The sequence below is a fragment of the Schaalia radingae genome (genome assembly GCF_900106055.1).
Taxonomy (GTDB): domain Bacteria; phylum Actinomycetota; class Actinomycetes; order Actinomycetales; family Actinomycetaceae; genus Pauljensenia; species Pauljensenia radingae_A.
Genome location: NZ_LT629792.1, coordinates 872,887 through 887,378, shown reverse-complemented (window position 1 = coordinate 887,378; position 14,492 = coordinate 872,887). Strand labels below are relative to the sequence as shown.

Here is a 14,492-nt window from a genome sequence, read left to right as displayed (position 1 = left end):
ATCCGTTTCAGACGCGCCGACCGACTCGCCAGATCGCCTCACATGGAGTATTTCACGCGCTTTTCCCGCAGGACTTCCTCGATCTGGCTGCGCGTGGGCACCGGCAGAGCCGATTCATGTGAAATGGTCACCGCTGCCGCGGCGTTGGCAATGCGGCATGCTTCGATCAGGTCATGCCCCTCCAACAGTGCGGCCGACATGATCGCGATATGCGTATCGCCCACACCGACCGTGTCAACGGTGATGGAATCGAATGCGGGAATCTGCACGCGCGGCGAGTTCTCATCGACCTGCACTTCGCACCCCATCACGCCCAGGCGACGCACGATTGCGGCGTCGGGGCGTATGACATGTCGAATCGCAGTGCCAGGCTCAGTAGTTGCCAGAATCCGGCTCAACGTGGAGGCCTGGCGGATATTCATGGTCAGAACATCCACACGTTTCAGCAGTCGGCGCCACGCCCACACTGGTACCTGCTCCACAGCCGGTGACACGGAGACCACCAAAGTGACATCATCGGGCAGGTCTGCTCCCCATCCGGACAGGACGCGCGCACTGGACTCGTTGACCAGGTCAGCGCCACCGATATGGACAAGGTCCCCCTCCTGCAGCTCAATACGGTCGAGGGCGGCACGCGATGGTTCAGATTCAACGCCTGACGTAGCGACGGACGTGGTCGAGCCGTCGTTTTCCACCAACATGATGGCAGCGCCGATGTCGCCCACCAGTTCATCAGTCACGATCTGGACGCCAGCGTGGGCAAGCTGGCGGCGCACGGTGAAGGAGTTCGGTCCGGTTCCCAGTGGTGAGGCCAGCAGCGCGGGGATCCCGTAGGCTGCCACGGCTGACAGCGTGGTGAAACCACCTCCCGGTCGTGACATGGCGCTGTCTGCCCGCACGGATGTTCCCCGCTCGGGGATGTGATCAACGTGCAGCGGGAGCGACAGCACGATGGAATCTGTCGAGATGAAACGACCGGTCATGCCATTACCGTACCTTCTGTTCCTGCGTGAGTCATAGGACGCACATATGGGAACGCCAGAATCTGACGAATCGTGCTGCCGGTCAACAACATGACCAACCGATCCATTCCGATTCCCACACCTCCGGTCGGCACCAATCCCAGGTCGAGGTCATCGAGAAATGCCGTGTCGATGCTCATTGCCTCAGGGTCTCCCGCTGCTGCCGCCAGCGACTGTTCAACGAAACGTTCGCGCTGGTCAATAGGGTCTGTCAGCTCTGTGTAGGCCGTGCCTAACTCCATGCCAAAAGCCACCAGGTCCCACCGTTCGGCAAGACGGGGGTCGTCGCGATGTTTGCGGGTCAGTGGCGAAGAGGATGCTGGGAAGTCGCGGTAGAACGTCGGCTGAACCGTTTGCGCTTCAACTAGGTCATCGTAGAGTACCGCGATCAGTGCTCCGTGGTCGACAACGGGTGGTACGTCAATGCCGTGCGCGTGACAGAGGCCGATCAGCTCATCATCGTCCGAATCCGGTGTCACTGTGGTGTTCGTGGCAGCACTGATCGCCTCATGGACACCAATCACAGGCCACTCACCTGACAGGTCGTATTCGACCATGTCCACACCGTCGTAGCGGCACACCGTCTGCAATCCCTCGGTACCGAATGACCCTGCCGGCCGCAGACATACGCATTGTCCGTTGACTTCCAGGGCGCAGCGTTGGATGAGTTCCTGGGCCAGATGACGCATCGTTGTGTAGTCGCCGCCCGCTCGGTAGGCCTCCAGGGAGGTGAACTCGGGATTATGGGTCATGTCCGCCCCCTCGTTCCTGAAGGAGCGTCCCATTTCGAAAATGGCGTCCATACCCGCCACAGCCAGTCGCTTCAAGTACAGTTCGGGAGCTATCCGCAAGAATACGTTGGAACCATAGGCATTCAGGTGTGTAATAAATGGCCGAGCGTTCGCCCCGCCCTTAATCGGATGCAGGATTGGCGTTTCCACTTCGGTAAATCCGTTGTGCGCCAGCACAGCGCGCGTAGTGGCCATCACGCGCGAGCGTTTGCGCAGAAGATCCACCGCAGTGGAGTCTGTCAACAGATGTGTCACACGCTGGCGGGAGCGGGTCTGAGCATCCAGCGACGTGCCGTGGGCAGGCAGAGGACGCAGCGATTTTGCCGCCATCGTCCACGTTGCCACCCGCACCGTCGGCTCGCCAAAGCGTGTACGTCCTGGGTGCCCTGTTACTGCCACCGAGTCTCCGATGTCACACAGGCCCCACAGTTCGAACACTGCCGGTTCCGTCGTGGATTGTTCCAGCATGATCTGAATCGTCTGCCCGCCTCGGTCAAGGTCGGCGAAGATGATGCCGCCATGATCTCGGATGGCACGGATGCGCCCACCGGTAGTGACCTCGTCAGGGGACCAGGTATCATCGGCACACTGCCGCGCTTGAGCGCGCACCTGATCAGGGAGAAGCCCCAGCGACAGTGACGGGGGCCATGGTTCCATGCCGCTTTGGCGCAGACGCTCAGCCTTGGAGCGGCGGACGCGTTCTTGCTCCGTGAGTGCACGCTGCGGCACAACAGCCTGATGGGCTTCCTGCTCGATGGCGTGCACTGCCCGGCGGTGTTCGTCATCAATGCCCCATGACTGTCCATGGTCAATGTCAGCCCATACGGGCAGGAAACCCTCTAGTCCACCGGCTGCAGCCAGAACATGTGTGATTTCTGCGAACGTGCGATAGCACATATAACGAGGAAACCACTCGGGGCGGTAGCGGGAATTGGATTCATACAGGGACTCGAGCTGCCACCATTTGGATGCGGCGCGCATGATGCGCCGGAGCAGCCGGGCACGCCACGTGGCATCAACCGCCTCGCCCTCGCGAAAAATGCGACGGAACATCGCAAAGTTCAATGAGATCGCGTTGATCGGCCCGTCAGCGCAGTCCGTTATCAGGGCGACAATCATGGCTTCAATGATGCCGTTTGTCGCTGTAGCTGATCGACGCATCAGGTTCAGTGACAGCCCCGTATTGCCCCACGGCACGAATGTCAGGATTGCTTCGATAGTGCCGTCACCTGCGCGGGCAACGACTACTCGTGTGCGTGAATCCACCGGGTCGAACATGCGGTCCAGCGCCATGGAAAAGCCGCGTTCGTCGCCTCTGCGATACTCGTTGGCGACCCGTTCCAGGCAGCAGCGTTCCTCGGCGTCGATCTCTCCGAGCTGGCGGATCGAAATATCGATACCGGCGCGTGCCACTCGGCGAACCGCATGGGCAAGGTCTTTCATGTAGGGATCACGCAATTCGAAGTCGCGGACGTGGACGATTGCTTCATCCCCCATGGCTCGCACGGCAAACCCCTGCTGTCGGTAGGCACGCGCTCCTGATTCGGAGGCAGAAAGAACGGCCGGAATCCATCCGAAGCGGGCGCAGCGCAGGCGCCACTGCGCGATCGCGTTCTGCCATGATTGGGGATCACCCAGCGGGTCGCCGGCAGCCATGCAGACACCAAACAGAACCGAATAGGATACGCCGGCACGTTGATCTGTTGACAGCACCAGGGACCGGTCACCACGGGTTGCGAAGTACCCGAGCGAATCTGTTCCCCAACGGGCCAGCAGTTCGCGCGTTTTCAGGTCATCTCCGCAAGTGCGTCCCGGAGTTTTCTGCCCGCGCAGGAAGTAGGCCAGTGCCAACAGATAGATCAGCGCTGACCATAAAGACAACGCCAGTGCAAGGGGGCGCGGCCCTATCGGCTCGCTACCGTCGGTCAGTGTCAGCGACACGAAGCCCAGAGAACGTGAAATCACCCATCCGGGTCCAGCAGTGGTATGCGACCACGGTCCCCACGTCACCAGCACAATTCCCCACACGATCGAAGTGCCGATCCCTGTGATCAGAATGACCAAGGCACCGACGAGGGACCCGCGCACAATGTGCGAGGGAAACGAGGCCCGATAGTGCAACAGCGCCACCATCACGATGAGCGCCACGAGCGGCGAGATCAGTAAGGACGGCATATCCAGCCACACAACGCTACCGTCCGCAACGAAAAGGATGATGAACAACACGGACGTGAGGGCGCCAATGATCTGGAAAAAGGCGATGGCCCATAGTACGACGCGTTTTCGTCGCGATGCGGCCAGCGCGATTGACCCACACACTACTGCTTCGAACAGGCCGGCACCCGACGGCAAGTTCAACGCGCTCGTGATCAACATGCCGATTTCAACGACGCGCGGAGCGATCAGGTGGATCAGCACCGACAGGAGGGACCAGATCATCGTAATGGCGTAAATGTCCGAGACGATGGTCGGTATTCTCAGCGCGCGGGCGGTGGCCTGCTCGCTGGCTGGTGGAAGCGGACTGCGTTTCGATGTGGACGGTGTTACGTTCACTGCTCGACCACGACAGGCACAATCATCGGCCGGCGACGCAGCTTGCGCGCCACCCACCTGCCCAGAACGCGCCGCATGGCCTGCTGCAGTTTGTAGGGATCCTGTCCTCCTGGCGCTGCTGCCTGGCGCAGTGCGTCATCCACATCAGGCAGGATCTCGTCGAAAACAGAATCGTCCTCAGCCATGCCGATCGCGCGGATCGTCGGCGGTGCGAGCACCATCCCTGAATCATGTTCCACCACGGCGTACACGCTGATGAACCCTTCGGCTCCCAGCGTGCGACGCGTCTCGAGTTCGTCGTCGGAAATTTCACCGATCGAGCGTCCGTCGACGTAGATGTATTCACATGGAACCGCGCCCACAACGCGCGCTTTCCCATCGATCAGGTCAACGACCACGCCGTCTTCAGCCAGCACGACATTTTCCGGGGAGACACCTGTCTTGACGGCCAGCTGTCCGTTGGCCACCAGGTGGCGGATCTCGCCGTGAATCGGCATGACGTTGGCGGGCTGCACGAGGTTGTAAGCGTAGATGAGTTCACCGGCAGAGGCGTGACCGGACACGTGAACCTTCGCATTGGCCTGGTGCACGACTTTTGCGCCCAGTCGAGTCAGGTCGTTGATGACCCGATAGACCGAGTTTTCATTGCCCGGGATCAGTGAGGAAGCGAACACCACAGTGTCGCCCGGTTCGATCGTGACGAATCGGTGCGATCCTACGCTCATGCGTGACAGCGCGGCCATCGGTTCGCCCTGCGAGCCGGTCGCCATGTAGACGCGCTGCTCTGGAGGCAGCTCCCCTATCATCGAGCGTTCGATCAGGACACCCTCGGGAATTGACAGGTAGCCTTTTTCTTCCGCGATGCGCATATTGCGTTCCATTGACCGTCCCACGAGGGCGACCCTGCGTCCACTGCGCGCCGCCGCATTGATGACCTGTTGGACGCGGTGCACGTGCGAGGCGAAGGAGGCCACGATGATCTGGCCGGTCGCATCTGAGAAAACCTGGTTGAGGACGGGGCCGATTTCGCGTTCAGGAGTGATGAATCCTGGCACCTCGGCGTTTGTGGAGTCCACCATGAACAGGTCGACGCCTTCTTCGCCGAACCGGGCGAATGAACGCAGGTCGGTCAGGCGGTGGTCGAGGGGCAACTGGTCCATCTTGAAGTCACCGGTCATCAGAACTTTGCCGGCGGGAGTGCGCACGAACACTGCGAGCGCATCCGGAATGGAGTGCGTCACCGCAATAAATTCCAGGCTGAACGGGCCGACCTCGGCAGTGTCATGTTCATCTACGACGTTCAGGGGTGGGTTCTCCAGGCGGTGCTCGCGCAACTTGGGCTCAACGAACGACAATGTCAGGTCCGACCCATAGATCGGGATGTCAGAGCGCAGTTTGAGCAGGTAGGGGACGGCGCCGATGTGATCTTCGTGGCCGTGGGTCAGTACCATCGCCTCCACATCGTCGAGGCGCTCCTCAATCCACGAGAAGTCAGGCAGAATCAGGTCAACACCTGGCTGACTTTCTTCGGGGAAGAGAACGCCGCAGTCGACGATGAGCAGCTTTCCGTCATATTCGAGGACGGTCATGTTGCGGCCGACCTCACCGAGGCCACCGAGGGGCACGATCCGCACGGCGCCCTCGGGTAGGGGTGCCGGTTCGGTTAAGTTTTCGTACAGGGACTTCATGGGGCAAGTGTCTCACGCATTGGACCGCGCTGAAAGCGGCGGCGCGCGTCCAGATGTTTTCCCACGCTATTTCACAGCAGGTTCATGCGTTCCATGACCTGACGCAGGCGCGTGAGCTCCTCATCAGATGTCGGTACGAGCGGCAGGCGGACGGCCGGTGTGTCGATGATTCCCTGCAGTGCCAGTGCGACCTTCGCCATCACTGTCCCTTGTCCGCCTCCCATGATGGCGTCGACCAGTGGGCGTAGTTCGAAGTGGATTTCGCGCGCTTCCCACACCTGGTTGTCATCCAGCAAATCAATCATCCGGCGGTACTGGGCGGCGGCAACGTGGGCAACCACTGAGATCAGTCCTGATGCGCCGGCCACCAGCCAGTTGAAGTTCTCACCGTCATCGCCTGAGTAGTATTCCAACCCTGTGCGATGCATACGTGCCGATCCTCGTTCCACCTGACCGGTCGCATCCTTCACGCCTTTGATGCGGTCGTATTGGGCCAGCTCATCGAACGTCTCGTCGCTGAACGCCAGGCCGGTGCGCCCCGGAATGTCGTAGAGCATGATCGGCAGGTCGGTCGCGTCCATTATGGCGCGCACGTGCGCAATCAGTCCAGCCTGGGAAGGACGGTTGTAGTACGGGGCGACGACCAGCAGACAGTCAGCTCCGCATGCCTGCGCTCCTTCCGCGATGCGCACGGCGTGAGCAGTGTCGTTCGAGCATGCGCCGCACATGATGTGAGCGCGCTGCCCCACAGCTTCCTTGACAGCTCTGGTCAGTTCGTCCTTTTCAGGTTGGTGAGTGGTCGGTGATTCACCCGTCGTACCCGACAGAAGGATCGTGTCGCATCCGTCGTCGACCAGTTTGGTGGCGAGCCTGGCTGCTGCCTCGGCATCAAGTGAGCCATCCTGGTGAAAAGGGGTCACCAATGCGGGGGCGAGGGATCCGAATGTACGTGACGGAAGATGTTTCATGTTTCACAGTCTAGGAGATGGCGTCACGAGGGGCCGCGTTGTTTCAGTTGGTGGATTCTGCAGGGTGGCCGCACCCTTCAGGGCCGCGAGCACCGGCACTGTCTGCTTGCGCATTCGGCCTGCCACCGCCACCTGATCCCGCGGAGTCGAGTCCTGCCCACCACAGGTGCTGCGTCATCGGCGTTCCTGCCACATCGAGCCGTCTGAGCAGCCCTGCCGGCGCAAAACCTGCTGACTGGAAGAATCTGACGCGCGCTTCATCGTTGGGGCTGATCCACACCTGGAGACTGCGGGCAGACAGCCCCGCTTCCCGTGCGGTATCCACAATCGCGGCCAGCATGCGGGAGGCGTGTCCAGAGCGCCTGAATCTCTCGTCCACGTCGAGGGCGGCCAGCTCAAGGCCGTCTGGAATATCAGGTGCCTTCGCATGGTCAATGTGATGGGACGGTGCCGGCTGCGCGACCACGAACCCGACAACGCGGCTGCCGTGCAGCGCCACCATTGTGGAGCATCCCGGCGGTGGTGTGCGTGAGAGCGTGTCATTCCAGGCGCGCTGCACCTCCAGAGACGGAATGCCAACGGATGCTCCCCCCACGGCGCGGGCAACGCTGCGTAGGGATGCGACCTGAATGGCAGCAATGTCGGCTGCATCCGGGGCGGTTGCGGGGCGTACTGAGACGCGGCTATCAGCGTTGCTCATAGTGTCATGAGCTGATCGACACCGACGGTCAAACCAGGCTGTTCGTGCACGTGACGGATAGCGAACAGGACGCCGGGCATGAACGATGCGCGGTCAAAGGAATCGGTGCGGATGACGAGCTGCTCGCCCTCGTTTCCCAGCAGGATTTCTTCATGTGCGACCAGTCCACGCAGCCGCACGGCGTGCACGGGGACACCGTCAATGACGCCGCCGCGAGTTCCTTCAGGGTCGGTGCGGGTCGCATCGGGCATCGGATCGCATCCTGCTTCGCGGCGGGCACGGGCAATGCGTTCAGCTGTGGCGCGAGCCGTGCCCGAGGGTGCGTCCAGCTTGTTCGGATGGTGCATCTCGATCACTTCAGCCGATTCGAAGTACGGCGCGGCCATTTCGGCAAATTTCATCGCCAGAATTGCTGACATCGCAAAGTTCGGCGCGATGATGACGGATCTACCTGCGCGTTCGGCGTGCTCCGCGACGCGCCCGCGAGACTCATCGGTCCAGCCCGTTGTCCCCACCACGACGTTTACGCCGCAGTCCAGCAACGCATGCACATTATCTTCTGTCACGGCCGGAGCGGTGAAATCAACAGCGACCGTCGCCTGGTTGAGTGTGTCAGTGGCGATCTGGTCATCGACATCGATGCGCGCGACAACCTCCATGTCTGGTGCTGCGCTGACGGCCTCAACGACGGTCGCACCCATGCGTCCTCGAGCACCAACGACTGCAACTCGCAGTGTGTTCATCTCTCCTCCTTCGCCGCGGTGGCCTGCGGCTGTCTTAGCTGCGCGCGTTCGGCAGCACGACCGCGCGGCCCTGCTCGGCGTTGACCAGCTCAGCTGCCAGCGCTCGCACGTCTTCCTGGGTGACTGCGTTGATGCGGGCCAAGCCCTGATCGACCGTGAAATACGTGCCGGTCAGCTCGGCGTTACTCAGCCGGCCCATCCGTGACAGGTTATCTTCCAGCCCCAGGGCGATCGCGCCGCGCACGTGTCCACGTACCCGAACGATCTCTTCCTCGGTCGGCCCGTCAGAAGCCAGAGCCTGCAGTTGTTCGTTCATGAGCTGTTCAACCTGCTCCACGTGTGCGGGCGACGTACCGGCATACATCCCGAATGCGCCGGCATTCGAGTAGCGCATGTTGAAGGCATATGTCGTGTAAGCCAGGCCGCGTTTTTCACGGATCTCCTGGAACAGGCGTGACGACATCGACCCGCCCAGGATAGACAGCAGTACTGACATCGCAGGGATGCGGTCATCACCGACCTGCAGCGCAGGGCATCCGACGATCACATGAGCCTGTTCGACGTCGCGGTGACGTTCCTGGACAGTGGGTTGTGCCAGCTGTGCCGGTGTTGTGTCACGCCTGGGAGCAGGTCCGAGGTCTCCCTCGTCCCCACGCCACCCTGCCCGGTCGAGCGAAGCAGCGACGAGGTCGACGATGTGGTCGTGTTCAACGTTTCCGGCAACGGAGACGATGAGGCGGTCTGGACCGTAATGGGACTGGTAGTGCTCCCACACGTCGTCACGGCTGACGGCTCGGATTGCTTCAGGAGTTCCGCCGACCGGTTTGCCCAGCGTTGTGTCACCGAAAACAGCGGCAGCGAATGCTTCGTGGACTGCATCGAGCGGTGAGTCCTTCGCCATCGCCAGTTCGTCAAGGATCACGCCTTTTTCCACGTCGAAAGCGTCGGGCACCAGCGATGAGGAGGTCACCATGTCGGTGAGGACACTTAGCGCCATATCCACATCCGCGTCACGCACCCGCGCATAGTACTGCGTGTGTTCCTTGTCGGTTTCCGCGTTTGTTTCACCGCCGACCGCGTCGAATGCGACCGCAATATCGAGCGCACTCATCGTTGGTGTGCCTTTGAACAGCAGGTGCTCCAGGAAGTGTGTGGCTCCAGCGTGAACAGGGCTTTCGTCGCGCGAGCCGACCGGCACACACAGCCCGATTGCCGCTGAGCGCGTGGCGGGGACGTGCTGAGTGATGATTCTGACGCCGCGTGGCAGGATCGTGCGCGTCACCGTCGTTTCATCATCGCTGACGGTCATTGACGAGGCCGCTGCCTGCGCGCCGCCGAGTGGAAGATCGATACCAGTTATGGTTGGTGCGGTCACTAACGAGATTCCTTTGGTGCATTCGTTGATGTGCCATTTGACGCGGATGGCGTAATTGACGAGTCGGGCAGGTCAAGCGGGTCGGTACCCTGGCGCGCCTGCTTCGACGTCATCTTGGAGCCTTCAGTTGCGGAGGCGCCGACAGGTGCGATGTCTTGTGGCGGATCGCTTTCCAGGCTCGAGCGGGATTTGTGCGGAGCCGTTGTGCGTGTTTTGGCGCTTGCCGTCTTGTCGTTGCGACTGGCTGAGGTGTCAGCGTTGGACTCCTTGGCGCTGGTGCCCAGGTGCTTTTCCGACGGGATGCCGCCGGTGAGTGCGATGATCAGAGCGATCAGAAGTGCGAGAGCCATGATGGCGAAGAACCACGTCATCCATCCGAATCCCACTTCAATGCCCCATGCAGATGTTGCGGCGCTTGCGATTCCGACGATCACGGCGGCGGCAACCGTCATGCACAATGCCCACATATAGAAGCTGCGTGGTGACTGGCGGGTGATAGCGCGCGCAAAGCCGAGAACTGTGGCAACCAACAGAGCTGGGCAGGCGATGACAATGATGCTGCCGACCGTCATCGGTGCGACGTAGCCGGGGTCTGCGGTTTCAATGCCGCCGGTGGACATCAGTATCAGCCATGCCAGCGTATCCAAGACAAAAAGGGCGCCGAATAAGACCGGATCCGTGAAGCGCTTCATGAGCTGTCCTTTCGTTGGTTCGCAGCTGTGTTGCACGCGTCAGACTTAGCTTATGCCATTAAGCCGCGGCGCACCTGCCTGTGACCATACCGGCGTTGTTCGAGGCAGGCCTTCGGCCAGCCCACGAAGAAGGCGCGGCACCCTCAGTCGGGTGCCGCGCCTTGCCGAGTCAGCATCACTCAGCGTTCAGACTTATTCAGCGTTCTCACTTACTCAGCATCGTCGGAGGAGTCAGTGGAATCTGACTGATCCTTCGAGTCTGCGTCGTGAGAGCCGCCCTCGTCGTTGTGATGACGACGGGTGCGGGTGCGCTGGCGACGCTCTCCACGGCCGCGTCCGCGACCGCGTCCGGAGCGCTCTGAACGATCATCCTGGTCCTTGTCGGACTGTCCGGACTTGTCCTTACGCGGTTCCGGCTCGAATTCAGCGGCCTCTCCGTCAACGACGGCATGCAGAGAAAGCTTGCCACGGTCACCGATTTCAGCGATCTCAACCTCGATCTGCTGGCCCACCTGCAGCACATCATCGACAGATTCGATGCGCTTGCCACCGACCAGGCGACGAACCTGCGAAATGTGCAGCAAACCGTCCTTGCCTGGCGTCAGGGAGACGAATGCGCCGAAGGATGTCGTCTTGACGACGGTGCCGACGAAGCGCTCACCCACCTCAGGCATCTGCGGGTTTGCGATCTGGTTGACCATGGTGCGTGCCGCTTCTGCAGAAGCACCATCGGAAGAAGAGATGAACACTGTGCCGTCATCTTCGATGACAACTTCAGCGCCTGTCTCGTCCTGAATCTGGTTGATCATCTTGCCCTTGGGTCCAATGACCTCACCGATCTTGTCGACCGGAACCTGGACGGTGATGATGCGAGGCGCGTTGGCGGACATCTCATCGGGGCCGTCGATCGCGTCGTGGATCAGCTTGAGGATCGCCAGGCGGGCATCGCGAGCCTGTGCGAGCGCGGAACGCAGGAGCTGTGAATCAATGCCGTCCAGCTTGGTGTCCAGCTGCAGAGCGGTGATGAATTCGCTGGTGCCCGCGACCTTGAAGTCCATGTCGCCGAAGCCGTCTTCTGCGCCGAGGATGTCGGTCAGGGTCACGGCCTTCTGCTCACCGTCAATTTCGCCGGTCATCAGGCCCATTGCGATACCGGCGACGGGTGCGCGCAGCGGCACGCCAGCCTGCAGCAGTGACAACGTTGAGGCACACACCGATCCCATTGAGGTGGAGCCGTTCGAGCCCAATGCCTCGGAGACCTGACGGATGGCGTAGGGGAATTCTTCGCGCGTGGGCAGAACCGGCTTGAGTGCGCGTTCAGCTAGGTCACCGTGACCGATTTCGCGGCGCTTCGGGGATCCGACGCGGCCGGTGTCACCGGTGGAGAATGGCGGGAAGTTGTACTGGTGCATGTAGCGCTTGGAGGTAATCGGGCTCAGGTTGTCGAGCTGCTGCTCCATGCGCAGCATGGCCAGCGTGGTCACACCCAGGATCTGGGTTTCGCCGCGCTGGAAGAGTGCTGAACCGTGGACGCGAGGCAGCAGACCGACCTCAGCGAACAGGGAGCGGATCTCGCGCGGATTACGGCCATCCATGCGGATGCCTTCACGCAGTGTGCGCTCACGAATCGTCTTCTTCTCCAAGGCGCGGAATGCAGCCTTGAGGTCCTTCTCGCCTTCAGGGAACTGTTCCTCAAGTGCTGCCAGAGCCTCGTCGCGCACAGCGTCAACGGCCTCGTCGCGGGCAAGCTTGCCTTCAGTCTTGAGGGCCTCGGCCAGCTTGTCACCCACCTGCTTTTCGAGGGCGTCGTACTCTTCGTCGGTGTAATCAAGGAAGAGCTCAAATTCGCCTGTTTCCTTGGAGGCCTTCTCCGCCACCTTCATCTGTGCTTCGCACAGCGCGCGAATGAATGGCTTAGCGGCTTCCAGGCCGTCGGCAACGACATCTTCAGTCGGCGCGGTGGCACCGTTTTGAATGAGTTCCCATTCGTTCTCGCCGCCGCCGGCTTCCACCATCATGATGGCCACGTCATCCGTGCCGTCCTCGTTGGTGACGATGCGGCCGGCGACCACGATGTTGAACACGGAGCGCTGCAGCTCGGACCAACGCGGGAATGCGACCCACTGGTCATCGATCAGAGCCAGGCGCGTACCACCGATCGGGCCAGTGAAGGGCAGGCCCGCGATCTGGGTGGACATCGACGCCGCGTTAATGGCGAGGACGTCGTATGCGTCATCGGGGTGAACCGCAAGAACGGTCTCAATGATCTGGACTTCGTTGCGCAGGCCCTTGACAAATCCGGGGCGCAGCGGGCGGTCGATGAGACGTGCAGCCAGAATGGCTTCAGTTCCGGCGCGGCCTTCGCGACGGAAGAATGATCCGGGGATGCGGCCAGCAGCGTAGGAACGCTCTTCCACGTCGACGGTCAACGGGAAGAAGTCGAACTGATCTTTGGGATTTTTCCCTGCGGTCGTGGTGGACAGGACGACTGTTTCGTCGTCGAGGTATGCCAGCGTTGAGCCGGCAGCTTGTTGCGCAAGCAGTCCGGTTTCAAAACGGACGGTGCGCTTACCGAATTTGCCATTGTCGATAATGGCTTCGGCAGCGGTGATTTCTTCGCCTTCCATCATGGGCGTAATACTCCATTTCTTGTTCTGGTCATGCGCCCGACGTCGGCCTTCGATCGAAGCCCACGGACCGGCATTTTCTGTTCATGCGTTCCGTAAGCCACTGTCGAAAACCGCTCGTTCAAGGCGCGCATTGTCGAGTCGGGATAGCAAAAGCGGCCCGGTTCCAGGTGGAGCCGGGCCGAGCTTTACTCAGCGACGCAAGCCAAGGCGGTCGATCAGTGAACGGTAGCGTTCAATATCGATGTCCGACAGGTATCCGAGGAGCCTGCGGCGACGACCAACCAGCAGCATCAATCCACGACGTGAGTGGTGATCGTGCGGGTGCGACTTGAAGTGCTCCGTCAGATCCTTGATTCGCTGGCTCAGCAGAGCAATCTGCACCTCGGGAGAGCCTGTGTCGCCCTCATGAGTTGCGTACTCAGCAATGATCTGGTCTTTAACATCTTTACTCAGCGGCACGTGTTCTCCTCAAATGTCTCGCTGCGCGGAGCATCGAAGCTTGTCTTCGTGCAATCCATCCCGCGGCCGATCTAACGGCGAATACAGGCTAACACGCTCCGCCCTCACTTCAGCCTGATCAGGGCGAAAATCACGCTGCGAGCGCGGTGAGATGGCGCACGTTCAGCTTTAATGTCTCATCATAAGAAATTCAGGTGGCGCCTGTTGATCAGGCAGGCTGAAATAACCATATGAGTATTGAATTGGATGGAACAGCGACATGGCTCCCTGCCCTCGAGCATCTCGATCTTCTCGCGGATCCTACCGCGAAGGCACTTCAGGAACTGGCCAAGCGCGAGCCGGAGCTGGCTGCGCAGGCCCTTGTAGCCGACATTGATCCAGACTACGCCGATACCGAGGCGATGACTGAGCACTACCAGATGAATCTGGCTTTGTCGTGTAACTGCGTCCTCATTGCTGGCAAGCGCAACGGTGATGAACGCGTGGCTGCCGCTGTCGTGCGCGCAACGACGCGAGCCGACGTCAACCATGTCATCAAGAAGACACTGGACGTGCGCAAGTGCTCGTTTTGGCCGCAGGACAAAGCAGTGGAAGCCTCCGGCATGGAATATGGCGGCATCACACCTGTGGGCGTGCCGCCACAGTGGCGCCTGCTGCTTGATCCACGCGTGATAGTCGACATGTGTGTCATCGGGTCAGGTCTGCGTCGCTCCAAGTTGGCGGTGCCCGGCGAGTTGCTGGCGGCCCTGCCCGGTGCCGAGGTGATAGAGGGACTCGCACAGCCGGTCAGCGAACAGGCCTGACGAGGCTCACATCCCATGCTGCTGTGAGCGACCACTCACATACGTGCTGTCGCCCTGCTAGCATCACG

At 60.9% G+C, this 14,492-nt stretch carries 11 protein-coding genes; 1 reads left to right on the top strand and 10 read right to left on the bottom strand.

The annotated features are described in order from the left end of the window. Positions 1–38 precede the first annotated feature (38 nt). The 10 genes from BLT69_RS03880 to rpsO form a co-directional block, all read right to left on the bottom strand. Positions 39–983: a PfkB family carbohydrate kinase gene (locus BLT69_RS03880; RefSeq protein WP_193599980.1), complete on the bottom strand. Its 945-nt coding sequence runs from the start codon at positions 981–983 to the stop codon at positions 39–41. Continuing rightward, on the bottom strand, positions 980–4,366 hold the full coding sequence (lysX, locus tag BLT69_RS03875) for a bifunctional lysylphosphatidylglycerol synthetase/lysine--tRNA ligase LysX (RefSeq protein ID WP_058236438.1): 3,387 nt from the start codon (positions 4,364–4,366) through the stop codon (positions 980–982). Before lysX ends, BLT69_RS03880 begins: the two co-directional genes overlap by 4 nt. Continuing rightward, positions 4,363–6,054 (bottom strand): ribonuclease J, encoded by a 1,692-nt coding sequence (locus tag BLT69_RS03870; RefSeq protein ID WP_058236437.1) that lies wholly within the window; start codon positions 6,052–6,054, stop codon positions 4,363–4,365. Before BLT69_RS03870 ends, lysX begins: the two co-directional genes overlap by 4 nt. Before the next feature lie 71 nt (positions 6,055–6,125). Continuing rightward, complete coding sequence (gene dapA / locus BLT69_RS03865) at positions 6,126–7,022, bottom strand: 4-hydroxy-tetrahydrodipicolinate synthase (RefSeq protein ID WP_092648457.1); 897 nt, start codon at positions 7,020–7,022, stop codon at positions 6,126–6,128. Positions 7,023–7,065: 43 nt separating this feature from the next. Beyond that, positions 7,066–7,722: a GNAT family N-acetyltransferase gene (locus tag BLT69_RS03860; RefSeq protein ID WP_092648456.1), complete on the bottom strand. Its 657-nt coding sequence runs from the start codon at positions 7,720–7,722 to the stop codon at positions 7,066–7,068. Then, positions 7,719–8,465, bottom strand: coding sequence for a 4-hydroxy-tetrahydrodipicolinate reductase (dapB, locus tag BLT69_RS03855; RefSeq protein ID WP_092648455.1), 747 nt, complete (start codon positions 8,463–8,465; stop codon positions 7,719–7,721). The genes BLT69_RS03860 and dapB overlap by 4 nt, the downstream gene beginning before the upstream one ends. Positions 8,466–8,499: 34 nt before the next feature. Next, the gene (locus BLT69_RS03850; protein WP_371935769.1) at positions 8,500–9,825 is read right to left on the bottom strand and encodes a M16 family metallopeptidase; all 1,326 of its coding nucleotides are present in this window, start codon (positions 9,823–9,825) and stop codon (positions 8,500–8,502) included. Between the two features lie 14 nt (positions 9,826–9,839). Next, positions 9,840–10,532 carry a hypothetical protein gene (locus BLT69_RS03845; RefSeq protein ID WP_092648454.1) on the bottom strand — a complete coding sequence of 231 codons (693 nt, stop codon included), beginning with the start codon at positions 10,530–10,532 and terminating at the stop codon, positions 9,840–9,842. 209 nt (positions 10,533–10,741) lie between these two features. After that, positions 10,742–13,162 carry a polyribonucleotide nucleotidyltransferase gene (locus BLT69_RS03840; protein ID WP_058236432.1) on the bottom strand — a complete coding sequence of 807 codons (2,421 nt, stop codon included), beginning with the start codon at positions 13,160–13,162 and terminating at the stop codon, positions 10,742–10,744. Positions 13,163–13,351: 189 nt separating this feature from the next. After that, complete coding sequence (rpsO, locus tag BLT69_RS03835; RefSeq protein ID WP_058236431.1) at positions 13,352–13,621, bottom strand: 30S ribosomal protein S15; 270 nt, start codon at positions 13,619–13,621, stop codon at positions 13,352–13,354. A gap of 230 nt (positions 13,622–13,851) precedes the next feature. Here rpsO and BLT69_RS03830 point away from each other — a divergent pair, with 230 nt between their 5' ends. Next, positions 13,852–14,424: a YbaK/EbsC family protein gene (locus BLT69_RS03830; protein WP_058236430.1), complete on the top strand. Its 573-nt coding sequence runs from the start codon at positions 13,852–13,854 to the stop codon at positions 14,422–14,424. The last annotated feature ends 68 nt before the right edge of the window (positions 14,425–14,492 follow it).

Coding starts and splice junctions, on each gene's coding strand:
- BLT69_RS03880 (WP_193599980.1), bottom strand. CDS start 983: ATGACCGGTCGTTTCATCTCGACAGATTCCATCGTGCTGTCGCTCCCG.
- BLT69_RS03870 (WP_058236437.1), bottom strand. CDS start 6,054: ATGAAGTCCCTGTACGAAAACTTAACCGAACCGGCACCCCTACCCGAG.
- BLT69_RS03845 (WP_092648454.1), bottom strand. CDS start 10,532: ATGAAGCGCTTCACGGATCCGGTCTTATTCGGCGCCCTTTTTGTCTTG.
- dapB (WP_092648455.1), bottom strand. CDS start 8,465: ATGAACACACTGCGAGTTGCAGTCGTTGGTGCTCGAGGACGCATGGGT.
- BLT69_RS03840 (WP_058236432.1), bottom strand. CDS start 13,162: ATGATGGAAGGCGAAGAAATCACCGCTGCCGAAGCCATTATCGACAAT.
- BLT69_RS03830 (WP_058236430.1), top strand. CDS start 13,852: ATGAGTATTGAATTGGATGGAACAGCGACATGGCTCCCTGCCCTCGAG.
- dapA (WP_092648457.1), bottom strand. CDS start 7,022: ATGAAACATCTTCCGTCACGTACATTCGGATCCCTCGCCCCCGCATTG.
- BLT69_RS03860 (WP_092648456.1), bottom strand. CDS start 7,722: ATGAGCAACGCTGATAGCCGCGTCTCAGTACGCCCCGCAACCGCCCCG.